The sequence below is a fragment of the Flavobacterium pygoscelis genome (assembly GCF_023162025.1).
Lineage (GTDB): Bacteria > Bacteroidota > Bacteroidia > Flavobacteriales > Flavobacteriaceae > Flavobacterium > Flavobacterium pygoscelis.
On the sequence record NZ_JALNUB010000008.1, the window covers coordinates 109,493 to 134,803 of the forward strand.

General features: G+C 31.8%; 22 protein-coding genes and 1 riboswitch. Of the genes, 10 read left to right on the plus strand and 12 right to left on the minus strand.

Translation table 11 applies throughout. The features are described 5' to 3' along the window. Positions 1-4: 4 nt before the first annotated feature. Positions 5-2,572 carry a translocation and assembly module lipoprotein TamL gene (tamL, locus tag MW871_RS13225; protein ID WP_248428969.1) on the minus strand — a complete coding sequence of 856 codons (2,568 nt, stop codon included), beginning with the start codon at positions 2,570-2,572 and terminating at the stop codon, positions 5-7. Positions 2,573-2,609: 37 nt separating this feature from the next. On the opposite strand from tamL, the gene MW871_RS13230 reads away from it, so the two are divergent. After that, on the plus strand, positions 2,610-3,338 hold the full coding sequence (locus MW871_RS13230; protein ID WP_248428970.1) for an RNA methyltransferase: 729 nt from the start codon (positions 2,610-2,612) through the stop codon (positions 3,336-3,338). A 22-nt stretch (positions 3,339-3,360) separates the two neighbouring features. On the opposite strand, the gene porT is transcribed toward MW871_RS13230, so the two are convergent. From porT to MW871_RS13270, 8 genes are all read right to left on the minus strand, one after another. Beyond that, positions 3,361-4,074, minus strand: coding sequence for a type IX secretion/gliding motility protein PorT/SprT (porT, locus tag MW871_RS13235; RefSeq protein WP_188051350.1), 714 nt, complete (start codon positions 4,072-4,074; stop codon positions 3,361-3,363). 1 nt (position 4,075) lies between these two features. Further along, entirely contained in the window at positions 4,076-4,807 is a 732-nt protein-coding gene (ubiE, locus tag MW871_RS13240) for a bifunctional demethylmenaquinone methyltransferase/2-methoxy-6-polyprenyl-1,4-benzoquinol methylase UbiE (protein ID WP_188051349.1), read from the minus strand. A 593-nt stretch (positions 4,808-5,400) separates the two neighbouring features. Continuing rightward, positions 5,401-5,883 carry a dihydrofolate reductase gene (locus MW871_RS13245; protein ID WP_248428971.1) on the minus strand — a complete coding sequence of 161 codons (483 nt, stop codon included), beginning with the start codon at positions 5,881-5,883 and terminating at the stop codon, positions 5,401-5,403. A gap of 2 nt (positions 5,884-5,885) precedes the next feature. Further along, positions 5,886-6,227, minus strand: a complete 342-nt coding sequence (locus MW871_RS13250) for a 2TM domain-containing protein (protein WP_188051347.1) — start codon at positions 6,225-6,227, stop codon at positions 5,886-5,888. Between the two features lie 268 nt (positions 6,228-6,495). Next, complete coding sequence (locus MW871_RS13255; protein ID WP_248428972.1) at positions 6,496-7,320, minus strand: thymidylate synthase; 825 nt, start codon at positions 7,318-7,320, stop codon at positions 6,496-6,498. A gap of 88 nt (positions 7,321-7,408) precedes the next feature. Then, positions 7,409-8,038 carry a bifunctional nuclease family protein gene (locus MW871_RS13260; protein ID WP_248428973.1) on the minus strand — a complete coding sequence of 210 codons (630 nt, stop codon included), beginning with the start codon at positions 8,036-8,038 and terminating at the stop codon, positions 7,409-7,411. Positions 8,039-8,159: 121 nt separating this feature from the next. Further along, positions 8,160-9,125: an electron transfer flavoprotein subunit alpha/FixB family protein gene (locus MW871_RS13265; protein ID WP_210646665.1), complete on the minus strand. Its 966-nt coding sequence runs from the start codon at positions 9,123-9,125 to the stop codon at positions 8,160-8,162. A gap of 123 nt (positions 9,126-9,248) precedes the next feature. Then, positions 9,249-9,995, minus strand: a complete 747-nt coding sequence (locus tag MW871_RS13270) for an electron transfer flavoprotein subunit beta/FixA family protein (RefSeq protein ID WP_210646664.1) — start codon at positions 9,993-9,995, stop codon at positions 9,249-9,251. Between the two features lie 340 nt (positions 9,996-10,335). On the opposite strand from MW871_RS13270, the gene MW871_RS13275 reads away from it, so the two are divergent. The 5 genes from MW871_RS13275 to MW871_RS13295 all read left to right on the plus strand — a co-directional run bounded on the left by MW871_RS13275 (position 10,336) and on the right by MW871_RS13295 (position 17,841). Then, positions 10,336-11,316 (plus strand): pyruvate dehydrogenase complex E1 component subunit beta, encoded by a 981-nt coding sequence (locus MW871_RS13275; protein WP_188051342.1) that lies wholly within the window; start codon positions 10,336-10,338, stop codon positions 11,314-11,316. 135 nt (positions 11,317-11,451) lie between these two features. Further along, positions 11,452-13,935 (plus strand): DUF5686 family protein, encoded by a 2,484-nt coding sequence (locus MW871_RS13280; protein ID WP_248428974.1) that lies wholly within the window; start codon positions 11,452-11,454, stop codon positions 13,933-13,935. Positions 13,936-14,022: 87 nt separating this feature from the next. Continuing rightward, positions 14,023-14,625, plus strand: coding sequence for a DNA-3-methyladenine glycosylase family protein (locus MW871_RS13285; protein WP_248428975.1), 603 nt, complete (start codon positions 14,023-14,025; stop codon positions 14,623-14,625). A 108-nt stretch (positions 14,626-14,733) separates the two neighbouring features. Then, positions 14,734-15,264, plus strand: a complete 531-nt coding sequence (locus MW871_RS13290; protein ID WP_188051339.1) for an inorganic diphosphatase — start codon at positions 14,734-14,736, stop codon at positions 15,262-15,264. 108 nt (positions 15,265-15,372) lie between these two features. After that, the gene (locus tag MW871_RS13295; protein WP_248428976.1) at positions 15,373-17,841 is read left to right on the plus strand and encodes a sodium-translocating pyrophosphatase; all 2,469 of its coding nucleotides are present in this window, start codon (positions 15,373-15,375) and stop codon (positions 17,839-17,841) included. A gap of 152 nt (positions 17,842-17,993) precedes the next feature. Here the strand turns inward: MW871_RS13295 and MW871_RS13300 are convergent, their stop codons facing one another. Together MW871_RS13300 and MW871_RS13305 are read right to left on the minus strand one after the other, a co-directional pair. Further along, positions 17,994-18,608, minus strand: coding sequence for a deoxynucleoside kinase (locus MW871_RS13300; RefSeq protein WP_248428977.1), 615 nt, complete (start codon positions 18,606-18,608; stop codon positions 17,994-17,996). After that, positions 18,608-19,399, minus strand: coding sequence for a hypothetical protein (locus MW871_RS13305; protein WP_248428978.1), 792 nt, complete (start codon positions 19,397-19,399; stop codon positions 18,608-18,610). Before MW871_RS13305 ends, MW871_RS13300 begins: the two co-directional genes overlap by 1 nt. A 359-nt stretch (positions 19,400-19,758) precedes the next feature. On the opposite strand from MW871_RS13305, the gene MW871_RS13310 reads away from it, so the two are divergent. Beyond that, a complete protein-coding gene (locus MW871_RS13310; protein ID WP_248428979.1) occupies positions 19,759-20,274 on the plus strand; it encodes an outer membrane beta-barrel protein in 516 nt (171 codons plus the stop codon). Positions 20,275-20,504: 230 nt separating this feature from the next. Here MW871_RS13310 and metK read toward each other — a convergent pair whose 3' ends face one another. Next, entirely contained in the window at positions 20,505-21,755 is a 1,251-nt protein-coding gene (gene metK / locus MW871_RS13315) for a methionine adenosyltransferase (protein WP_248428980.1), read from the minus strand. Positions 21,756-22,321: 566 nt separating this feature from the next. On the opposite strand from metK, the gene MW871_RS13320 reads away from it, so the two are divergent. From MW871_RS13320 to MW871_RS13330, 3 genes are all read left to right on the plus strand, one after another. Continuing rightward, positions 22,322-23,614: an O-acetylhomoserine aminocarboxypropyltransferase/cysteine synthase family protein gene (locus MW871_RS13320; protein WP_248428981.1), complete on the plus strand. Its 1,293-nt coding sequence runs from the start codon at positions 22,322-22,324 to the stop codon at positions 23,612-23,614. A gap of 374 nt (positions 23,615-23,988) precedes the next feature. After that, positions 23,989-24,282, plus strand: coding sequence for a hypothetical protein (locus MW871_RS13325; protein WP_188051332.1), 294 nt, complete (start codon positions 23,989-23,991; stop codon positions 24,280-24,282). 492 nt (positions 24,283-24,774) lie between these two features. Beyond that, the gene (locus MW871_RS13330; RefSeq protein WP_188051456.1) at positions 24,775-24,984 is read left to right on the plus strand and encodes a hypothetical protein; all 210 of its coding nucleotides are present in this window, start codon (positions 24,775-24,777) and stop codon (positions 24,982-24,984) included. A gap of 198 nt (positions 24,985-25,182) precedes the next feature. Further along, positions 25,183-25,305: riboswitch (SAM riboswitch) on the plus strand. Positions 25,306-25,311 lie beyond the last annotated feature (6 nt).

The window sequence follows — 25,311 nt, forward strand, 5'->3', positions numbered from 1 at the left end:
AGGACTAGAATGGATAATTTATTCCAAAATTTAAAACGGCTTTAGAAAAGTTATATTCTTTAAACCATCTTTCGTTCATTTCTTTGCCTGGATTGTAGGTTTTAAATCCTAAATCAAATCGAATCACGAAAAAACTTAAATCGTAGCGCAATCCAAAACCAGAACCTACAGCAATATCTTTTAAACTGCTAAAATTTTTAAAAACTGACTTTTCGTCTTTTACATTATCTAACACGTTCCAAATGTTACCTGCATCAGCAAAAATAGCGCCTTTTAAACTGCCAGCAATTTTAAACCTATATTCTCCGCTTAAAGCAATTTTCATATTAGCTTCATTAAAATCATCAAGACCACCGCTGCTTCCTGGACCTAAACTATAAGGCTGCCAAGCTCTATTGTCATTTGATCCTCCAGAAAAATAACTTCTAGAAAACGGAATATAATTGGAGTTTCCAAACGGAATTGCAATACCAAAAAAGGAACGGAAAGCAATAATATTTTCTTTGGATAAATCCCAATGCTTAATATAATCAAATTCTGTTTTTACATATTCTGAATATTCTAAATTAAAAATATCATAGTTGCCATTCGCATTTTTCTTTTGATTGGTAACATTTGCAAAAGCGGATAAGATGGTTCCAGCAGATTCGATCTTAGTTTTGAAAAGATAAAAATCGTTATCTTTTAAATCTTTCTTTGTCGTTTTTGAAAAAGTGAAACTTGTCGCTAAGATGAAATCATTTTCCGTTAGTCTAAGTCTTCTTTCTTCAATACTTTTTACAGATTCATAATCAGCAGGTTTCAAAGGTTTTAAAAAAACACCACTACCAGAAAGGACATCGTTTGTAAATCCGCGAGTTCCCTGCTCAATAAGTAAATCCCTGTTTACTGCATCGTCATAATAGGAAGGATTTGTATTGTAAGCCTTGCTAATTTTATTTAGAGCACTATAAGAGGAACTATAAACATTAAAATAATTTCTAGGATTTAAATTTCGCACAAATTGAGTGTTTAATAGATCAAATCGTGCGGTATGATTTATTTTTGGAGTCCAATTGTATGATAATCCTCCTGTAAAATTTTCTTTGTCGAGACCTATATTTCTTTGTTTTGCAAAACCAACCGTAATCAGAGTAGAAGGTATCATACTTTTAGGAATAATTTTATCCGTGTTAAAGGGCATAAGAATCCTTGGGATATTTAATTTTAAATCTACTCCATATTCTGATACATTAAAGAAATTGTTTTTTGGATTGGCTAAATCTTTAGAGGAGCCAATGTTTCCGCGTGCTGCAAGTTCAAGTGTTTCCGCTCCATTAAATACATTTCTGATCGTCTCAGAAACACTTAGTCCAATACCAAAGTCTTGAATGTTAGAATGGGTTACATCTAATGTAGTTCCAAAACTATATTTTTTTCTCGGAGTCAAATATACTTTAGCGATTAATGACTGCGCGGTACTATCTCTTTTGTCTACTTCATATTGAATAGAAGGATAATTAAAAATCTTTAGATTGTTTAGATAACGTGTTGTTAATACCGTCCTAAAATCTGCATACATTCCACCTTTATAAATAAAAATAGCATCTGTTATAGCTTTTGGTTTGTATTTTAATTTTTTCTGACTGTATAAATTAAAGTTTTTATAGGAAACGCTATCATTAATATTCAATCCGCTATTATTTGGTGAATAATCAGTGTAAATATTTACATCGCTTATTTTGTATAGCTTAAATGGTTCTGTTTTGGTAGAATCTTTTTCCTGATAGGAATAATTATTTATCATCAAAGTGATGTTCGCCTGATTTACTTTTTTGATCGTGTCAATATTAAAAGTCACATAATTAGGCTGAAAATAATAAGCGCCATTATTTCTAAAGTTCGTTGTTATACGGTTTCTTTCATTCTCAAAATCATCTGTTTTATATTGATTTCCAGATTTTAAAAAAGTATTAAATTTATTGCGTTGGTACAAAGAATCTAAAACTGGAGTTGTAATAGAAGTTTTGATAGTGTCTAAAAAGAAAGCGTTTCCTAATGTAATATCGTATTTTAATTTTGCTTTTTGAATGTTTATAGTATCAATTTGATAAGCTGCTTTTACGTTAAAAAAACCATTGTTAAAATAATAATATTTAAGCCTTAATAAGGATTTGTTCGACTTTTCTTTATCTACAATAACTGGTGGCTCTCCCGTTTTTATCAAAAAATCATGAATTCCGTGATACCAAAAAGATTGTCCCAAACGATTCACTTGTTTTTCAGATAACCATTTAGATAACCGTTTGTATTTTTCTGGGTTGTTCTTAAACTTGGCTTGATATGTTGAATCCGGATTTAAATTGGCTAAATTATAAAGATTTAGACGCAGGCGATAGCCAAGTAAAGTTGTATTGGGTTTTTGATACAGCTGATTAAAAACAATTTCCTCCTTTATTGCTTTGTTATTTACACTAATTTCATTCTTGGTGAGCAATAATTTATCTGCTGGAACTCTTTTTACAGCGTTACATGCAGAAATTAGTATTGCAATTACAATAAATGCAGTTATTTTTGTGGAAGTTTTTTTCAAGTGTTCTAAAATATTTAATTCAAAAGTACATTATTTTATGGTTAGTAAAAACCAAATAAAACTTATAACGAGTTTACAGCAAAAAAAATATAGATATGCCAATAAATTATTTTTTGCCGAAGGTGTAAAAGGGATTCAAGAGTTATTGGATTCTAATTTTGAATTGGAGCATTTGTATTCTACACAAAATGATTTTCCAGAAGTTTCTAATAATAAAAAATCTATTATAGACGAAAATGATTTAAAAAAGATCAGTGCATTAGCAACTCCAAATACGTGTTTAGCAGTTTTTAAGATGCCTTTAGAGAAATCAATTATTGCTACAGGTTTAATTGTTGTACTCGATTCTATTAGGGATCCGGGTAATTTAGGAACCATAATGCGTTTGTGTGATTGGTTTGGTATTCAGCAAATTGTATGCTCAAACGAGACCGTTGATTACTTTAATCCTAAAGTTGTACAGGCTACTATGGGTTCTATAGCTAGAGTTAATGTAAATTATACGGATTTGAATAGTTATTTGCAACAGACTCAATTGCCTATTTTTGGAACTTTTATGAACGGTGAAAATATATACAAGTCTATTTTGCCACAGCAAGGAATAATTATTATGGGAAATGAAGCAAATGGGATTTCTGAAACACTCGAAAAATTAGTTCAAAACCGACTTACAATACCACGTTTTGGAAGTCTTCAAAAAACAGAAAGTTTGAATGTTGCCACAGCAACGGCAATAATTTTGAGTGAATTTAGTCGAGGAAATTAACTGAAAGTTTTCTTAATAATTTTTAGTGGAAAGTAAAATTGATGAAAATAGCACGAGTTTTCATCGAATCTATGTTTCCAGTCCAAGGACTATTGGGATCTTTATCTCGAATAAGTTCGTCATTTAATCCAAAAACACCTCTAATAGAAGGCGAAAATATAAAATATTCTGAAAATAGATCAATACCAAATCCCAATTCATAATTAGGAGTCCAAGATTTTACTCTAAAACGTTGCTCTAAATTGTCATCAAGTATTTTTGCATTACTAGATAAGTTTAGCGTAGCAGAAACTCCTCCTAAAGCATAAGGCCGAATGTTTCCAGTTCTTAAAGAAGAAAATTTTAGCAACAAAGGAAAGTGTATATAAGTGCTGTTAACTTCTCTAAGCGCATCACTGTTTTTAGTAAAATTAGGATTTGCAGGAAAGTTCAATTCTCTTTTAGTATAGTATAATCCGGGTTCAAATCGTAAATTTATGTATTCTTGAAGTTTTACATCAGCAATAATTCCTACATTAAAACCCGTTGTTTTTTTGACTAATATATCAGGTGTTTCTGTTTTATAGTCAATTTTAAAATCATAAGAATTGAATCCTAAATAAAAACCATAATAGATTTTCTTTTGTTGAAAGTTTTCCAAATTTATGATAGGATCTTTGCTAAAGATGTTTTTCGAACCTTGAGCATATCCGTTTAGAAGGAGCAGAAAAAAAAGTATTGCAAATGTTTTTTTCATATTATTTTTTAGAAGCTGAATAAATTGTAGCAACGCCAAAAGTTTGTGGTAGCGCAACTACATCTATAAACCCAATTTTTCTTAAAATATTGTTCAGTGCTTCGCCATAAGGAAATGCAGCTGCAGATTCGGATAAATAGCCATAAGCAACATCGTCCTTAGAAAATAATTTTCCTATTATTGGCAGAATATTTTTGCTATAAAAATTATATCCTTGTTTATAAGGCGTTTTTTCAGGAACAGAGGTTTCTAAAATTACAAAAACTCCATTTGGTTTCAAAACTCTTAAAATCTCGCTTAAACCCTTTTCTAAGTTTTCAAAGTTTCTTACGCCAAAAGCAACTGTTATAGCGTCGAAATAATTGTCATCAAAAGGCATGTTTTCAGAATCGCCTAAAACCATATCAATTGTATTTGAAAGATTTTTTGAAGCAATTTTTTTCTTGCCAACGTCAAGCATTCCTGCGGAGATGTCTAAACCAATGATTTTTTCAGCATTAGTTTGTGCCATCAATATCGCTAAATCACCTGTTCCAGTAGCAATATCTAAAATTTGTTTGGGATTGGATTTGCTTACTATATTCAAAACTTTTTTGCGCCATTTCAAATCAATTCCAAAAGAAATGACACGATTTAAATTGTCATAATTTCCAGAAATGGTATCAAACATTTGTGCAACTTGCTCTTTTTTGCCTAAGGCTGAATCTTTATACGGAGTTATTTTTTCAGACATTTTTTTTATTTGTACAAATATAGGTAATCTTCATAAACTTAAAATGAGTTTCAGGAAATAGAATGAAGAATAATTTGGGTTGAGAATTACTTTTTTATAGGTTCAAAATAAATAATTTAAACAGGATGAAAGGGTATTGTTAGAAATATCACTAAAAGTGGGTATTGTAACTCCAAATTATAATATCCACATTTGTGACAATAATAGTAGACCTTTTAAATGATTAAAAAAGAAACAATGAGCCAAATTAAATGGATAGTTTTAGCGTTAATTATCTCATTTATTCTTGTGAGTTTTTTTGAGAATACTGTGTTACATCCCAGTATTTTATTTACAACGCAACACACGTTCTTAGGATTAAATTTGTTTTTGGAAATTTTAATTTTTTTCGTCTTTAGTACCTTCGTGGTATTTGGTATTAAAGGCTTTTTTGAGATGTACTCTCAAAGAGTTGCAAACCTGATAACCTTCATTTCTGGAGTGCTATTAGTGTTTGTGATATTTATGTTATTTTATCAAATTAACTTTCAAGAGTAACTCGTATCTTAAATCATTGGTCAAAAAAAACATCCTGTAAAGGATGTTTTTTTGTTTTATTCTCTAAGATAAGTTTCATAAGTGTATTCATATTTATGAAAATCATCTTTTTCATTGAATTCAGATTTTTCTAATTTCCATTCTGTTTTGTCAATTTCCGGAAAATAAGCATCTGCTTCAAAACTGCCATGAACTCTAGTTAGTTCGATTTTGTCAGCATAATAAATTCCAATTGTATAAATTTCTCCACCTCCTATTATAAATGAATCTTCCTCTTTTGGACATGCTTCTAAAGCTTTTTCAATCGTGTCAACCACAATGCAATCTTCTGCTTTATAGTCTTTTTGTCTTGTAATTATGATATGCTTTCTATTGGGTAATGGTTTTTGAAGACTCTCGTAAGTTTTACGACCCATTATAATATGATGTCCAGTTGTAAGTCTTCTAAATCTTTTATAATCATTGGGCAAGTGCCAAACTATTTTACCATCTTTTCCTAAAGCATTATTTTCGCCCGCCGCCGCAATCATTGTAATCATAATTAGATGCTATTATTAGGTTCGTCACTCTCTATTTTTAACTTTAATTGCTCTATTTTCTTTTGTTGTAAAGCTACTAATCTATCAATTTGATCTCTTTCCCAGTTTTTATTCATGAATCGATCAGTTATAAATATTTTTATAAAATGAAGAAGGAATAAAAACAGCCATACAGCAATTATCCATTGGTACCAGTCAGAGACTACATTACTATTTAAGAATTGATGTCCAAGAAATAATAATAAACTTCCTAAAACGAAAACGACAAAATGGAAATATAATCTCTTTTTTTGCTTTATCCTTCTTCGGGCATATTCATATTGTTCATGTACTTCTTTTTCCATCGATTTGATTTTAGTTTATAAAGATAAAATTTATTTTGGGAAGTTGCAGAAATGATTTAAGATTATTTAATTTGGATTGATAAGCCTATAATTGGTTTTAATAGAACTAAGGATTTTATATTTATCAACCAAAAAACTGAATTTTTACTTTATTGCATTACATCATTCTATTTATTTAATAAATAATAGAAACTCATTTTCAAAAATGGATTAAAAATGTTTTGAAAATTCTAAATAATGAAAAGTAAATTTTTGTACAAAAAATACTTTATACGGCTACATTTCCTTTTATAACTGGGTGAGGATCATAACCTTCTAGAGTGAAGTCTTCGAAATCAAAATCGAAAATATTTTTTATCTCTGGGTTCAAAATCATTTTAGGCAATGGTTTTGGCTCACGAGACAATTGCAATTCTAGCTGTTCAAAATGATTGTTGTAAATGTGTGCATCGCCAAAAGTATGAATAAATTCTCCGGGTTGTAAGTCGCAAACCTGAGCGATCATCATAGTTAATAACGCATAAGATGCAATGTTGAAAGGAACTCCTAAAAAAATGTCAGCACTTCGTTGGTATAATTGGCAGGATAATTTTCCTTCAGAAACATAAAATTGAAAAAACGCATGACAAGGAGGTAAAGCTGCTTTGTTATTGGCTACATTTTCTTCAAAAGACTTAGTAGTGTCTGGTAAAACAGAGGGATTCCAAGCTGAAACTAACATTCTACGACTGTTAGGATTGTTTTTTAACTCAGTAATTAAGTCAGAGATTTGATCAATTTCTTCGCTATTCCAATTGCGCCATTGATGACCATAAACTGGACCTAAATCTCCATTGGCATCAGCCCAAGCATCCCAAATTTTCACTCCATTTTCTTGAAGATATTTAATATTGGTATCTCCTTTAAGGAACCAAAGCAATTCATAAATAATAGATTTTAGATGTAATTTTTTAGTGGTAACCATCGGAAAACCTTCGCTCAAGTCAAAACGCATTTGGTAACCAAAAACACTTTTTGTTCCCGTGCCCGTTCGGTCTCCTTTTTGACAACCATTGTCCATTACATGCTGTACTAAATCTAAATATTGTTTCATATTATTGGTAGGTACGTAGTAGTATTTAATTTGATATCTATTGAAAAATCGCTTTATATATTGCTTTTTTTAAACTAAAAAAAAGCCATTAAAGTTCTCTTTTAGAAATTTCGTCTCTAATTTTGGCGGCCTTTTCATAATCCTCATGTGAAACAGCTTGATCCAATAATTCATTCAATTCCTGCAGCGTATGTTTAGAATACGTACGTCCGGATTGATTGCTTTCTTCTTCACGACCAAAAGTGTCTGGATTAGAAAGAACATCATCTAATTCTTGAGTGTCTTTGTTTGGGTCTAAAGGATTAGTTTTTAAGTAAATCCCAGCTTTGTCAAGAATGTTTTTGTAGGTAAAAATAGGAGCGTTAAAGCGTAATGCTAAAGCTATCGCATCGGATGTACGAGCATCAATGATCTCTTCTATTTTATCTCTTTCGCAAATGATACTCGAGTAAAAAACTCCATCAACTAATTTATGAATGATCACTTGTTTTACTACAATATCAAACCGCTCTGCAAAATTTTTAAAAAGATCATGCGTCAGTGGGCGTGGTGGCTTTATCTCTTTTTCTAAGGCAATTGCAATAGATTGTGCTTCAAAAGCGCCGATAACGATTGGTAACTTACGTTCGCCGTCAACTTCATTCAATATCAAAGCATAGGCTCCGTTTTGAGTCTGACTGTAAGAAATTCCTTTTATAGATAATTTAACTAAGCTCATAGATGTTGTAATGGTAATTACCGAATACTTTAAAAAAATAGATTGCAAAAAAAATGCTATCTAAACGCAAAGATACAAATATCTTGTTTTAGATAGCATTAAAACTGTTTTATTGTAACGACTAGTTATGCGCTTTGAAAGCCTTTAATTTTTCAATTAATTGCGGTACGATTTCAAATGCATCTCCTACAATTCCGTAGTCTGCAACTTTAAAGAAAGGCGCTTCTGGGTCGCTATTGATAACAACTTTTACTTTAGAAGAGTTGATTCCTGCAATGTGTTGAATAGCTCCTGAAATACCAATTGCTATATATAAGTTTGCTGCAACAGGCTTTCCTGTTTGTCCTACGTGTTCTCCGTGAGGCCTCCAACCCAAATCAGATACTGGTTTAGAACAGGCTGTTGCTGCTCCAAGAACAGTAGCTAATTCTTCTATCATTCCCCAGTTCTCAGGACCTTTTAATCCACGTCCTGCTGAAACTACAACTTCTGCATCTGCGATAGATACTTTTCCAGTAACTTTTTCAACAGATTCTACTTTTACACCAAAATCATTTTCTCCAATTGTTGGGTTGAAATCTTCTTCTGTCAAAGTAGATGCATTTTCAAAAATCCCATAAGAATTTTTAGCTAATCCAAGAACTTTAACATCAGTTGTGATGTCAGTAATCATAAACGCTTTATTAGAAAAAGCATTTCTTTTTACTTGAAATGGTGAAGTTGATACAGGTAATCCAACAACGTTTGAAGCGTAACCTGCTTCTAGCGCTACGGAAACAAGAGAAGATAAATAAACACTATCAGTTGTTGAAGATAGTAATACTAGCTTTACATTTTCTTTTTGTGCGGCTTGTTTAATTACATCAGCATATGCTTTTGCAGTAAATCCAGATAATTTATCATTGTTTACTTTTAAAACTTTATCCACACCGTATTTTGATAATTCCGAAACATCTCCAGCATTAACAGTTACTGCTGTAACAGTTGTTCCTAATGTTTCAGCTACTTTTTTTGCATATGAGGCCAATTCGAAAGCTACTTTCTTGAATTTTCCTTCTGCATATTCTGCATATATTAATATAGACATGATGATTTTAGATTTTAGATTTTTGAATTGTAATTTTAGATTTCAGGAATTTGAATAAGGAATTTACATTTTTTTTGCCATTAGCAATCAAAAATCGTTTGTCCTAATTCTGTAATCCAATATCTAGATCACTTTTGCTTCGTTGTGTAATAGATTGATTAATTCGTCTAAATTATCAGCAGCAATTAATTTTACCGCAGATTTTGGAGCTGGTTTTTCAAATTTCACCGCTTTAGTATTTACAGTAGCCTCTACTGGCTCAAGTATTGTTAAGGCTTTAGTTCTTGCTGTCATAATTCCTCTCATGTTCGGAATACGCAAGTCTTTTTCCTCTACTAATCCTTTTTGACCACCAATAATTAATGGCAAAGTTGTAGCTACAGTTTCTTTACCACCATCAATTTCACGAACTGCTTTTACGTTAGTTCCGTCAACTGTTAAGTTTGTACATGAATTTAGGAAGTTATATCCAAGAATTCCTGCTATCATACCTGGAACCATTCCTCCATTGTAATCTAAAGATTCTTTTCCTGCAATTACGATGTCATATCCTCCGTTTTTAATTACTTCGGCTAACTGTTTAGCCACAAAAAAACCATCCGTAGGAGTAGCGTTTATACGAATTGCTTCGTTTGCGCCAATTGCTAAAGCTTTTCTTAAAGTTGGTTCAGTGTCTGGTCCTCCTACATTTACAACTGTTACCGTTGCTCCTTGTTGTTCTTGAAACCAAATGGCACGTGTTAATCCAAATTCATCATTAGGATTAATTACATATTGAACTCCATTAGTGTCAAATTCAGAATCACCATTGACAAAGTTAATTTTTGAAGTAGTATCAGGAACGTGACTGATGCAAACTAATATTTTCATAAGTATATATTTAGTTATTCTTTAATTTCTTTTACAAATTTAAAATATTAATTTGAATAATATACTATGCGTGCATAATATTTTTTGTTAACTATTACGTTTTCGGAGCATTAATATTGAAAGAGTCTTTGTAGGCTTATTATTGTATGTTAGACAGTTGGTTATAAAGAGCTAAATGTGCCTCTTAATTTAAGTAGTTTATAGGCTTTATGAGTTTTGAATTGGATCTCAAAAGGAGAACTAATGTTCTAAAATTAATTTAGGATTTTTTATGCATTAAAGTGATATAAAATATTTATTTTTGCTGTTCGAAAAATTTAGACACATACAACATAATAATATGAGAACGATACAATTTAGAGAGGCTATTTGCGAAGCGATGAGTGAGGAAATGCGTCACGATGAGTCCATATACTTAATGGGTGAAGAAGTTGCAGAATATAATGGTGCTTACAAAGCTTCTAAAGGAATGCTTGCTGAATTTGGTGCAAAAAGAGTTATTGATACTCCAATTGCTGAGCTAGGTTTTACCGGTATTGCAGTTGGATCTGCTATGAATGGATGTCGTCCTATCGTAGAATACATGACTTTTAACTTTTGTTTGGTTGGTATTGATCAAATTATTAATAATGCTGCCAAAATGCGTCAAATGACGGGTGGTCAATTTAATGTTCCTATTGTTTTTCGTGGCCCAACTGCTTCTGCAGGACAATTGGGAGCAACACACTCTCAAGCTTTAGAAAATTGGTTTGCCAATACTCCTGGGCTTAAAGTTGTAGTTCCATCTACTGTTTATGATGCTAAAGGATTATTAAAAGCTGCTATTCGCGATAACGATCCAGTAATTTTCATGGAATCGGAACAAATGTATGGTGACAAAGGGGAAGTTCCTGATGGCGAATATACAATTCCTCTAGGAGTTGCTGATATTAAGCGTGAAGGAACAGATGTAACAATCGTTTCTTTTGGAAAAATTATAAAAGAAGCTCATATTGCTGCTGATGAATTGGCTAAAGAAGGAATTTCATGTGAAATAATTGATTTAAGAACGGTTCGTCCTATGGATTATGAAACGATTTTAACATCAGTTAGAAAAACAAATAGATTGGTAGTTCTTGAAGAAGCGTGGCCTTTTGCAAGTGTCGCTTCAGAGATTACTTATATTGTTCAAGAGCGTGCTTTCGACTTTCTTGACGCACCAATACAACGTATCACAACTGCAGATACTCCAGCGCCATATTCTCCAGTATTATTGAAAGAATGGTTGCCTAATTCAGAAGATGTTATAAAAGCAGTTAAGAAAGTAATGTATAAAAAATAACAGCTACTGAAAGATTTGAATTTGATTGAAATTTAATAATTGAAACATTAAATTCTGATTATTTAAGTGCTGTAATTCACTATATTTGAAACTTCATCAATTATTTATTTGATGAAGTTTTTTTTTGGAACGATTATGAAAAAAAATATTGTAATACTGTTGTTTTTATTTGTTTCGGTAAGTGCTGTTTTTGCACAGACCAAAGCTGGTGGCGTTGTTCTAGACAAGATGAATCAGCCCATACCCTTTGCTAATGTAGTATTTAAGAATTCTAGTGAAGGAATTGTTGCTAATGAAGATGGGTTGTTTTATTTAGAATCTCCAAAAACGTATACGGCTTTAATGATTTCCTCTGTAGGTTTTTCTGAAAAGGAAATTGTGTTGCCTAAAGCGGTTAATTATAATATGAGAATTCAGCTCAATGAAGCGGAGAGTTTAAATGAAGTAGTTGTTTTTACTGGTAAAACTTCTAAAAAGAATAATCCTGCTCTTGATATACTGCGAAAAATTTGGGAAAAGAAACGCCAAAACGGATTGTATATGTTCAATCAGTATCAAATGGAGAAGTACGAAAAAATAGAATTTGATATGAATTCTATAGACAGTGCTTTTATGAAAAATAAGCTTTTCAAAGGAATGGAGTTTATTTTTAATCAAATGGATACTTCAAAAGTTACAGGAAAAACCTATTTACCCATTTTTGTAAACGAGGCCTTGTCTGATGTGTATGGAGATTTAAAATTAAAAAAAATAAAAGAAAAACTGAAAGCCAGCAAGACATCAGGTTTTAATGGAAATCAGCAAATTTTAAATTTTGTAAAAGATTTGTATTCTGATTATAATATCTACAATAACTATTTAACTTTTTTTGACAAAAGTTTTACCAGCCCGCTTTCTAAAACAGGTATCGATGTTTATAATTATATCCTAAAAGACAGTACTTATATTGATAACAAATGGTGTTATAATATTATATTTTATCCAAGACGTAAAAATGAATTAACTTTTAAAGGTGATTTTTGGGTAAACGATTCCACTTTTGCGATCAAGAAAATCAATATGGCTGTTACTAAAAGTGCCAATATCAACTGGGTGAAAGATATTTATCTTGAGCAGGAATTTGAGGTTGTTAGTGATTCGGTTTTCTTGTTGACCAAAGATTATTTAATGTCCGACTTTGCTTTAAACAAAAAAGAAAAGTCTAAAGGGATTTACGGAAAAAGAACAACCTATTTCAGAGATCATAAATTCAATAATGTCAAACCAATTGCTTTTTATAAAGAGGAGGTAAATTATAAGGATCCTGAAGTGTATAATAAGTCGGATGAATACTGGGAGGAAAATCGTTTCGAAAATTTAAATAAAGATGAATTAGGGGTCTATAAAATGCTTGATACTTTGCAGACCGTTAAAAAATTCAAACAAATTTACAGTTCTGTTCAAGTACTTGCTAGCGGATTTGTACAATTTGGTAATTTCGATTACGGTCCTATTTTTTCCACATTTGGCTACAATGAAGTAGAAGGAGCAAGATTGCGTGCAGGAGGAAGAACCTATTTTGGAACTAATGACACTTGGCGTATACAAGGATATACGGCTTATGGTTTTAAAGATGATAAATTTAAATACGGATTTTCTGGGAAATGGATGGTCGATAAGAAAAATAGATTTATTTTATCAGGAGGAAATAGACGTGACATCGAGCAAATCGGTGCGAGTTTGACTGCGACTTATGATATTTTGGGTAGGAGCGGTGCTTCTTCCTCTGTATTCTCATCAGGAAATAATGGAAAACTAACCAATATTAATTTAAGTAATATAGCAGTAGAAATGGAGCCTGTGAAAAACTTAACTTTTCAAACAGGTTTTTCATATCGTACCTTGGAGTCTGCTTCTCCTACATTTAGTTTAGATTATTATACCGATAGAGTTAATGGTGTTGTTAAAAGTGATGTAAAACAGTCAGAAGTTAGTTTTCAAATTGAATATACTCCCAAAAGGAGAACCATTGGATACGCGGTAGAACGTGAAATTGTAGATAGTCCTTATAGTCGCTTTTTTGTAAATTACAGTCATGGTTTTAAAGGCTTGCTAGATAGTGACTTTCAATATGATAAATTGCAATTGTATTTTAAACAACCAATTATTATTGGTCCATTAGGACGCTCTAATATTATTATGGAATTGGGTAAAACTTTTGGAACTGTTCCTTTAGGATTAATGAGTGTTATTCCAGGAAATCAAACTTTTTTCAGTATCGAAAATACGTTCAGTAATCTAAATTATTATGAATTTATTTCAGATCAATATGCTACTGTACAATGGAACCACAATTTTGGAGGACGGATTTTTTCTAGAATTCCGTTTATGCGCAAATTGAACTGGAGAGAAATAATTTCGGTAAAAGGAGTATATGGTAGTATTTCTGATGATAATAGAGCCATAAACGCTTCTGGACTATCCTATAATGCACCAGAAAAGGGATATTGGGAATATAGTGCTGGAGTTGGGAATATTTTTAAATTATTCCGAGTTGATTTTTCTTGGCGAGGTAATTATCTCAACACTCCCGATACCAATCGATTTACAGTTAAAGCCTCATTTGGATTTAATTTTTAATAGAGATATTTTTAGCCTTACATCCAAACCTAAAAGAATTGGATGTAAGGCTATTTAAATTTAAGATGATTAAAAAAAAATCAGATTATGCAAGAAGCATTTGATTATCTCGCAGAAAAAGATCGGATTTTCAGGATAATTATTGATCAATTTGGATTGCCTTTAATTCCACAAAGACCGCAAGGATTTGAAACTTTAGTGTTGCTAATTTTAGAGCAACAAGTTTCTATTGATTCGGCCAAAGCTACATTTCTAAAAATAAAAGACAGTCAAAAAACAATAATTCCAGAAGTTTTATCGGTTGTTTCGGATGAAGTTTTTAGGAATTTTGGAGTAAGTCGTCAAAAAACGAGTTATATAAAAGCTTTAGCGTTATCCATTTTAAATAAAGAAATTGATTTAGAAAGTTTGCCAAAAAAAACTGCGCAAGAAGTTCGGCAGGAACTTATAAAAATTAAAGGAATAGGCAATTGGACTATTGATATTTACCTGATGTTTTGTTTGCAAGTGCCTGATTTATTACCATTAGGAGATATTGCGGTTGTAAATACTATAAAAGAATTACTGGATATTCACGATAAAGAGGCTATGGAAAAGTATGCTGAAAAGTGGAGTCCTTATCGCTCCTTTGCGACGTATCTTTTGTGGCATCATTATTTAAAAAAGCGAAATCGAAGAGTTGTTTATTAACGTGCTCACTTTTAAAACACAATCAATTGAAAGTGTATTTATTTTTATTGTAAAAAAGAGTTAGATTCCTTACTTTTGCACCCATAATTATAGATAAGAAAAATTAAAATGACTGCAGACAAATTAACAACTTTCGATGTATTAATCGAAATACCAAGAGGAAGTAGAAATAAATACGAATATGATTTCGAAATAAAAAGAATGCGTTTTGACAGAATGTTATTTTCTTCAATGATGTATCCTGCTGATTACGGATTTATTCCTGAAACTTTAGCTTTAGACGGAGATCCATTAGATGTTTTGGTATTAGTAAATGAGCCAACTTTTCCTGGATGTGTTATGGAAGTAAAACCAATCGGTGTTTTCCATATGGCAGACGATAAAGGACCAGATGAAAAAGTAATTTGCGTTCCTGTTTCAGATCCAATTTGGAATTCATTGAATGATTTATCAGATATGAATCCACACTTATTAAAAGAAATCGAGCACTTTTTTCAAGTATATAAAGATCTTGAAAACAAAAGTGTTGACGTAGGTGGTTGGGGAGATGTTAAGGAAGCTTATTCTATCATCAAACAATGTACAGACCGTTTCAATCAGATTGAAAACAAACCAAAAGGATTATTTAGCATTAAATAATTAATTTGTGATTTTTATAAAAAAAGCAATACTCCGTTAAGAGTATTGCTTTTTTGTTTATTTTCGTTAAGTTACATTGTTAATTTAACCAAAAACCAAACAAAAATTATGGATTCAATAATGATTTATGTGCCAATAATTATGGCAATAGTTGGCCTTCTTTTTATGATGTATAAAAGAGCCTGGGTTTTAAAACAAGATCCAGGAGATGGAAAAATGAAAGAAATTTCAGATTACATCTACGAAGGAGCTTTAGCTTTTTTAAAAGCAGAATATAGGTTGTTGACTTTCTTTGTTATTGGAGCAAGCATTGTTTTAGCCGGAATTACTTTTATTCCAGGTGTAAAAACACATTTGCTAATAGTAGTTGCTTTTATTTTTGGAGCTATATTTTCAGCTTGGGCAGGAAATATGGGAATGAAAATCGCTACTAAAACCAATGTTCGAACCACCCAAGCTGCACGTACGAGTTTGCCACAAGCACTAAAAGTTTCTTTTGGTGGTGGTACTGTTATGGGTTTGGGAGTTGCAGGTCTAGCAGTTTTAGGATTAACAACTTTCTTTATAATTTTATTTCAAATACTTTCTGGAGGGGTTTGGAAAGACACAGAGACAATGACAATTGTACTAGAAACATTGGCTGGTTTCTCGTTAGGAGCTGAATCTATTGCATTATTTGCTCGAGTTGGAGGTGGTATCTATACCAAAGCCGCTGATGTAGGAGCTGATTTAGTTGGTAAGGTTGAAGCGGGTATTCCAGAGGATGATCCACGTAATCCAGCGACTATTGCTGATAATGTTGGGGACAATGTTGGTGATGTTGCGGGCATGGGTGCGGATTTGTTTGGTTCTTATGTTGCTACCGTTTTAGCAGCAATGGTATTAGGAAACTATGTAATCAAAGACATGGGAGGGAATATCGTAGAAAATGGTTTTGGCGGAATTGGTCCAATACTATTACCCATGGCAATTGCTGGTTTCGGAATCTTATTTTCTATCGTTGGAACTCTATTAGTCAAAATTACAGACGATAATGCTAAAGAACCACAAGTTCAAAAAGCACTAAACATTGGAAACTGGGTTTCTATTGTACTTACAGCTATCGCTTGTTTCTTTTTAATTCAGTGGATGTTACCTCAAACTATGAAAATGAATTTCTTTGGCGAAGGCTTACAAGATATTTCTTCAATGAGAGTTTTCTATGCATCACTAATTGGCTTATTTGTTGGTGGTGCTATTTCATCAGTTACAGAATATTATACCGGATTAGGTACAAAACCAGTTATGGCCATTGTACAAAAATCATCAACGGGTGCAGGAACTAATGTAATTGCAGGATTGGCAACTGGAATGATTTCTACTTTTCCGACTGTTTTATTATTTGCAGCAGCTATATGGTCAACCTATGCTTTGGCAGGCTTTTATGGAGTAGCTTTAGCCGCTTCAGCGATGATGGCAACTACGGCAATGCAATTGGCTATTGATGCTTTTGGACCAATATCAGACAATGCAGGTGGAATTGCTGAAATGAGCGAGTTGCCTAAAGAAGTACGCACGAGAACTGATATCTTAGATTCTGTTGGAAATACAACAGCAGCAACTGGAAAGGGATTTGCAATTGCTTCTGCAGCATTAACTTCATTGGCTTTATTTGCAGCCTATGTTACTTTTACAGGAATTGACGGAATTAATATTTTTAAAGCCCCTGTTTTAGCTATGCTATTTGTGGGCGGAATGATTCCTGTAGTTTTCTCTGCTTTGGCAATGAACTCTGTTGGAAAAGCAGCGATGGATATGGTGTACGAAGTACGTCGTCAGTTTAGAGAAATTCCTGGAATTATGGAAGGAACTGGGAAACCAGAATACGCAAAATGTGTTGATATTTCTACGAAAGCAGCACTACGTGAAATGATGTTGCCAGGAATTCTTACTATTGGTTTCCCTATTGCAATTGTACTTTTAGGTAAGTTAGTTTATAGTAGTAATAACCAATTAGTAGCCGAAATGCTCGGTGGTTATATGGCTGGAGTTACTGTTTCGGGTGTGCTTTGGGCAGTTTTTCAAAATAATGCTGGTGGAGCTTGGGATAATGCTAAAAAATCTTTTGAAGCCGGAGTTTTGATAAATGGTGAGATGACTTATAAAGGTTCTGATGCTCATAAAGCAGCGGTAACTGGTGATACTGTTGGAGATCCGTTTAAAGATACATCTGGACCATCGATGAATATTTTAATTAAATTGACTTGTTTGATTGGTTTAGTAATCGCTCCAATTTTAGGCAACGGTAGTCATACTGTTCTGGATAAACCAGCATGTTGCGCTACTTCAGAAATGTGTACTTCAATGTCTAAAGAAGAGTGTTTAGCTAAGGGTTGTACAAGTTCAAGTTGTAAATTTATGAATGAGAAATCAGTCGCTACGCATTTCTCTTCTTCAAAAGAAGTGTCTATCGAAAAGTCAAACATTGATGGAAAAGTAACTGCGACTATAAAAACAACGATAGACGGAAAAGAAGAAATTCAAAAATTTGAAGGAACCGACGCCGAAGTTCAAGCTAAAATAGACGCTTTAAAATAATGATTAAATCATCTTTGTGAAAGTTTAAAAATTTGACAAAGTTTTACAAAAAATGCCTCACTCTAAAAATTAGGAGTGAGGCATTTTTGTATTTAGTTTTTATTAATTTTATTGTTTCTCCCTTTCTTATTGTGAGAATATGGGAGCGTATTTTAGAATAATCCGTTTAGTTCGGCATCGATTCTATTGATAATATTTCCTAAATCTTCCTGACTGTCAACAAAATTAATATTATCAACATCTATGATCATTAATTTTCCTTTATCATAGGTTTGTATCCAACCCTCATAACGTTCATTTAATCGGCTTAAATAATCAATCGAAATAGAATTCTCATACTCTCTTCCTCTTTTGTGAATTTGTCCTACTAGATTCGGAATCGAACTTCTCAAATAGATTAACAAATCTGGTGGTTTCACAGTTGATTCCATTAATTCAAAAAGAGAGGAGTAATTCTGAAAATCACGACTTGTCATTAATCCCATTGCGTAAAGATTGGGAGCAAAAATATGTGCATCTTCATAAATAGTTCGGTCTTGTATGATCTTTTTGCCACTTTCTCTAATTTGCATCACTTGTCGAAAACGGCTGTTGAGAAAATAAATTTGTAAATTAAAAGACCAACGTTCCATTTGATGGTAAAAATCATCTAAGTATGGATTGTCAACTACATCCTCAAAATGGGGTTCCCATTTAAAGTGTTTGGCTAATAAACGCGTTAGAGTAGTTTTTCCTGAACCTATATTTCCTGCTATTGCTATGTGCATTACGGTATTATGATTTTATAATTTGTAATTCCTTCTGATGTAAAAATAGATAAAATTTGGTCCTTGTAATAGAATTTATTAAAGGTTTTTTCGGGAATTTTTATTTCATATTTTTTCTGTTTCTCGGCATCTTCAAGAGTTATAATTCCAGACTTAGCGTACATAATTTGATTTTTATTTATAATCAATGTGTAATCTGAATTTGTCAATATTCCTCTCAAAACTATTTTTCCAAAAATATCGCAACTGTACCAATTGTTTTTTTGATCTATCCAGGAAAAGGAATTAAAGTCGGAATGGTAGTATTTTATAGTGTCAATAAATGGAACTGCGATCGCTCGGTATTCTTTTTTTAAATAATCGTAAAGCCCTATTTGTTGATTCATAGTGTTGTAAATCCAGAACTGATTCTGAGATGCCAGACCAACAGCTGTGACGATAATAGGGGTCTTGCTTTCTGAAAAATTAATGCTTTGAATTTCATTCAATTGATTGTCTAGCAGAATTATTGTATTGAAGTTTTCATAAAACACAATTATTTTAAAAGGGTTTTGTATGTCGATTTTCGTAATTTTTCCAAGACTAATGTTTTTATACTCGAGATTATTTTGATTGTTCTGTTTATGAAAAACATTATTTTTTATAAAATAATAAAAACCCAAATTGTCATATCCCAAAAATTCATCTCCATCAAAAAGAAGCGTATTCGTTTTAGAGCCTATTATTTCAATGTTTTGACTTGAAACAACTGTATAAAAGGGGATAATAAATAAAAATATAATTTTTTTCATGAAGACGAATTTACGATTTAACCATTACAAAAAACGATCGCTTTTTTATTAATTTAAATAACTTGATGAAAAAAATTTTTTACCTAATTAGATTTTCTCAGGAACTTTAATGGTATTGAATAAAACTATATTTTTTTCAAAATTAAAAAGGATCAAGAAATAGAATCTATTAAAAATACCTGAATATGATTTTAATTTTATTCCTACAATAGATTCTAGACCCTTAAGAAATAGAATAATCGTTTGTTTTTTGTAATAAAATCACCAACGAAATTCGGATTTTTTGTTTATTCAATAGAAAAATACTACTTTTACAGATGTTATTTACACAATAATCAAATTAATTTAAAAATTTAAACATGAAAAAAATCGCTCTTTTATTAGCTGTATTCGCTTTTAGTTTTGCAAATGCTCAGGCTCCTTTAGAAGAAGGAGGAGTTCAATTAAATGCTGGAGTTGGAACTTCTGGATGGGGAACACCTGTTTATGTAGGTCTTGATTACGGTATTGCAACAAACTGGACTCTTGGAGCAGAACTTTCTTACCAATCTTACAATGAAAACTATGGTTTTGGAAATGGTAAAGTAAAAAGTTCTATCTTAGGGATTCAAGGAAACGGAAACTATCATTTTAATGAATTGTTGAGTATTCCTAGTGAATGGGATTTTTATGCTGGAGCTAACTTAAATTACTATAGTTGGACTACAAAATATGACGGAGAAAAACTTACTGGTTATAATGGTGCTGAAAATTTTGGTATCGGTCTACAAGTTGGTGGTCGTTATTTCTTCAGTGATAACTTTGGAGTAAATCTTCAGTTAGGTGGTGGTAATGTAGTAAGTGGTGCTAAACTTGGAATTACATACAAATTCTAATTTTACATTACTGAAAATAAAAAAAACCGTCGTTTCTATGAAGCGACGGTTTTTTTATGATTAATTTCTTTTTGATGTACTGTAAATAATATTGTTTGAAAGAATTATTTACAATTTTGCTAAAAGAATTATAATAAAAAAAAACCGCAATTCTTTTTAATTGCGGTTTTTTTGTATGGAAGACCGTTTTTATTCTGTGTCTAATTATAATAATAGATTAATAAAAAGATTTATAGTCCAAATGCTGTTTTAACTTGGTCAACAAAATCTAATTTTTCCCAAGTGAATAATTCTACTTCTACGGTTTTTGTTAAACCTCCGGGAGCTGTAAAAGTCTTTGTAACAGTTTCAGGTGTACGACCCATGTGTCCGTATGCAGCCGTTTCGCTATAAATAGGATTTCTCAATTTTAAACGTTGCTCAATAAAGTAAGGACGCATGTCAAAAATAGCTTCTACTTTCTTGGCAATTTCACCATTGGTCAAGTTTACTTTTGACGTTCCGTAAGTATCAATAAAAATTCCCATTGGCTTTGCAACACCAATTGCGTAAGAAACCTGAACTAAAATTTCATCAGCAATTCCCGCAGCAACTAAGTTTTTAGCGATATGACGCGTTGCATAAGCAGCACTTCTATCTACTTTACTTGGATCTTTTCCAGAAAATGCTCCACCACCGTGAGCCCCTTTTCCACCGTAAGTATCTACAATAATTTTTCTTCCAGTAAGTCCAGTATCTCCGTGTGGTCCTCCAATTACGAATTTCCCTGTTGGATTGATGTGGTATTGGATTGTATCATTAAATAAATGTGCGTGCGTTGGGTTTTTTGCAATAATTCTTGGAATTAATATCTCCACAATATCTTTTTTGATTTTAGCAAGCATAGTAGCTTCTTCATCAAAATCATCGTGTTGTGTAGAGATTACAATTGCATCAATACGAGTTGGTTTATTGTCTTCGCTATATTCTAATGTTACCTGAGATTTTGCATCAGGGCGCAAGTAGGTAATTTCTTTATTCTCTCTTCTTAAAATTGCTAATTCTTGCAATAATTTATGAGATAAGTCAAGCGCCAATGGCATGTAATTTTCTGTTTCGTTAGTTGCGTAACCAAACATCATTCCTTGGTCACCAGCACCTTGCTCTTCAGGATTTGCTCTATCAACACCTTGATTAATATCAGCAGATTGTTCGTGTATAGCAGAAAGAATACCGCAAGAATTAGCTTCGAACATGTATTCGCTTTTCGTATAACCAATTTTTCTGATTACATCACGAGCAATTTGTTGAACGTCTAAATAAGTGTTTGATTTTACTTCACCAGCAAGTATTACTTGACCGGTAGTTACTAAAGTTTCACAAGCTACTTTTGAATCAGCATCAAATGCTAAAAAATTATCGATTAATGCATCTGAAATTTGATCTGCAACTTTGTCTGGGTGTCCCTCGCTTACAGATTCTGACGTAAATAAATAGGCCATAATAATTATTATTTTTAAAATTAAATGAGAAAAAATAATTGCTGAAAAGGACTAAAGGAGCGTTTCTGCTTTAGCATTTTTTCTACTGAAAAATTTTCAGTATTCACAATGAATTTGTTTCATTATGAAGAGGTTGCAATCAGTTCAAATTTTTCCTCTTGTATTAGGGTGCAAATGTATGAAACCATTTTGAATTGTAAATTAATCTTTTGTTTTTTTAATATAATTTAAGACAATTTAATAAAACCTATTAAATCTATAGGATTTGTAAATAATTTATTTTTTATTTGTTTTATTCAAATATAGTTTGCAGATTTGTAAAATAAAATAAAGAAAAATGACAATTAAAACTTTCAATATGTGTGTTATGATGCCGGAGCCTTCCGCAGAGCACGCTATTGTATAGTTTTAAAAATTTAAAATATATAATTAAGACCTCTGCGAAAAGCAGGGGTTTTTTTTTGGAATTAAATTAATAAATCCAGTATATGAGTATTATTTTTTAAGATCAGAAATAAAAAAAAGAAGCAATTAATAACAAACCAACTAATTTAAATTTGAAGATTATGAGTACACAAAAATTTGAGACAAATGCATTACATGCAGGACATGATGTTACTAAAACAGCAGGAACAAGAGCGGTTCCAATTTATCAAACAAGTTCGTATGTTTTTAATAATTCGGAACATGCCGCCAAAGTTTTTGGATTAGAGGAGCCAGGATTTATTTATACACGACTTAATAATCCAACAAACGATATTCTAGAGCAGCGATTGGCTATTCTAGAAAAGGGAATAGGAGCGGTAGTTACAGCCTCTGGTACAGCTGCCATTACTACTGCATTGTTAGTTTTGTTAAAAGCGGGAGATCACATTGTAGCTTCCAATAGTTTATACGGCGGAACTTTCAATTTATTTAATGTGACATTACCAAGACTTGGTATCACCACAACATTTGTAGATCCATCGGATACAAAAAACTTTAAGAACGCTGTTCAAGAAAATACCAGAGCTTTTTTTGTAGAATCCTTGGGGAATCCAAAATTAGACGTTTTAGATTTAAAAGGTATTTCTAAGGAAGCAAGAACCGCAAAAGTCCCTTTTATAGTTGATAATACAGTTGCATCCCCTTATTTGTTGAATCCTATAGATTTTGGAGCGGATATCGTAGTGCATTCTTTAACAAAATACATCACTGGAAACGGAACTTCTCTTGGAGGTGTGATTATTGATGCTGGAAACTTTGATTGGACCAATGGGAAATTTCCTGAATTCACAGAGCCTTCAGCAGGTTATCACGGATTAATTTACAATGAAGCTTTAGGAAAAGCAGCTTTTATTGCTAAGGTTAGAATTGAAGGTCTGCGTGATTTTGGAGCAGCTTTGAGTCCGTTTAATGCCTTCCAGATTATACAAGGATTGGAGACTTTGCCTATTCGTGTACAACGCCACAGTGAAAATGCTTTGGCATTAGCGCAATGGTTAGAAGAGCAACCAGAAGTGGCTTGGGTAAATTATCCAGGGTTGAAATCCAGTAAATACTATGATTTAGCTCAGCAGTATTTGCCAAAAGGTCACAGTGGAGTAGTGACTTTTGGGTTAAAAGGAGGATTTGAAGCAGCAAAAACAGTAGCAGATCAAACTAAATTATTTTCGCTATTAGCTAATATTGGCGACACTAAATCACTAATAATTCATCCTGCTAGTACTACTCATCAGCAATTATCCGATGAACAAAAAGCTGCAGCAGGAGTTCCTAATGACTTAATACGATTGTCTGTAGGATTAGAAGATATTCAGGATTTAATTACCGATTTAAAAGTGGCTTTCAAAAGTATAAAACAATCTGAATTTGTTTAAAGACTATGATTTTAATTAGTTTAAAAAATGATTATAATTCAATAGTAATTTCACAATTAAAGAACTTTAATAAAATTTGGTTTTTTAATTGTGAAAAATTACATATTTCTAACTAAATCTTTTTTTGAAGAATAACGATAGAGTTCTAGTTAGATTTTGGTTTCAAAGAAAAAATTCGAAGTTTCTATAAAGCTTTTATATTTTTTGAAGTGATGATACAAAAAAGTTATATAAGTATTAATCCTTATTGTGTAAGATAAGTAGCAGATAAGCGCAGTAGATTTGCTTCGAGTTAAAAACAAAGAAAAGCAATATGTTGATGTGTTTTTTAGCTGGAAGTAGAAATCAAATTAAAATAAAATAACAATCTCATTATGGAGTCACGAGAAATACTAGTAGCGGAGCAAAAAGCATCGAAAACAAGTAACAAAACAGGAGATTTAAAATGGGATAAATATTTAGATGATTATTGTAATTATTTTAAAGAATATAAAAAGCATTACAAAAAGTCAAACGAGGGGAATATGAATTCATTATCATTATATCCTTATATGCAGCAGAAATGGCAATTTTTTAAAAAGCAAATCAGCAGGGCCTACAAATATAATCGTTTGAATGATCAACAAATTGAAAGACTGATGAATATGAAAACAATAGAAGGTTGTTAACGATTATTTAATATTAGAAATCCAGTCTTTTTATTTGGAAATATGAATTAAAAGTTGCATATTTGATTTTGAAAAAAATAAAGATGAAATATACAATTTACACTATGTTTAAAGTCGGTCAGGATATTTCCTGAGGGTAGTTTATTGCATAATTTTAAATTAAAATTATAAGAAATAAGCTTCCCATGATAGGGAGGCTTTTTTTATGAGCATCCAAAATTAAATTGATTTATAATAGAATCGGAAATAGATGAAAAAACTAATAATCAAGACAATAAATACCGTAAAAGTCACCAATGTAGTTGTGGTGTGTACCATTTTATGCATGCATGACTGTTGATTCCAAAAGTATAAGTTTGATATATAACTTAAAACCCTTTTGGATAGTCATCTAAAAGGGTTTTTGTTTTTTTAGTAGTATTTGAAAACTAAGATAGTATAACAACAATAAGAACAAAAAAGAATTTTATAAACCTAAACAATTATTAAATTATGAGTGCAACTAAGTATTTTGCAAAAACATTTCAGTTATTAAAAAGTATTAATTTCAGAAATAAAACAGTAAAGGGGAACGACTTTATCAATGAACTAATCGATTCGAGATTTGAATTTTCAAAAAATGATGCTTTGCCACAAAATAAAGTGACAGATTCATTACTTTTTTTAATGTATTCAAAAGAGAATGAAGCGTTGTTTATTTAGGAAATGGGAAAGTAATTTCCATTATCTGATGATACAAAAAAATGCAAAGTGTTACTCTGATATAGTATAGTTTTACTTTTAATTTATAAGTTTAACACTTTGCTTTTATTTTTCTTATAAAAATCAAAAGACACGAAAATTTGGTTTTTAAAAATAATAGCAGTTAATTTGCTGCTTTAAGTTCACACTTGTATTGAAATGTTATAAAGAAAGGCAGAGGGATTAGACCCGATGAAGCCTTAGCAACCCTTCGATTTATCGGAGAAGGTGCTGCATTCTACCTTGAACTGAATTTGTTTCAGTTGCTAGGAAAGATAACACTAAGAA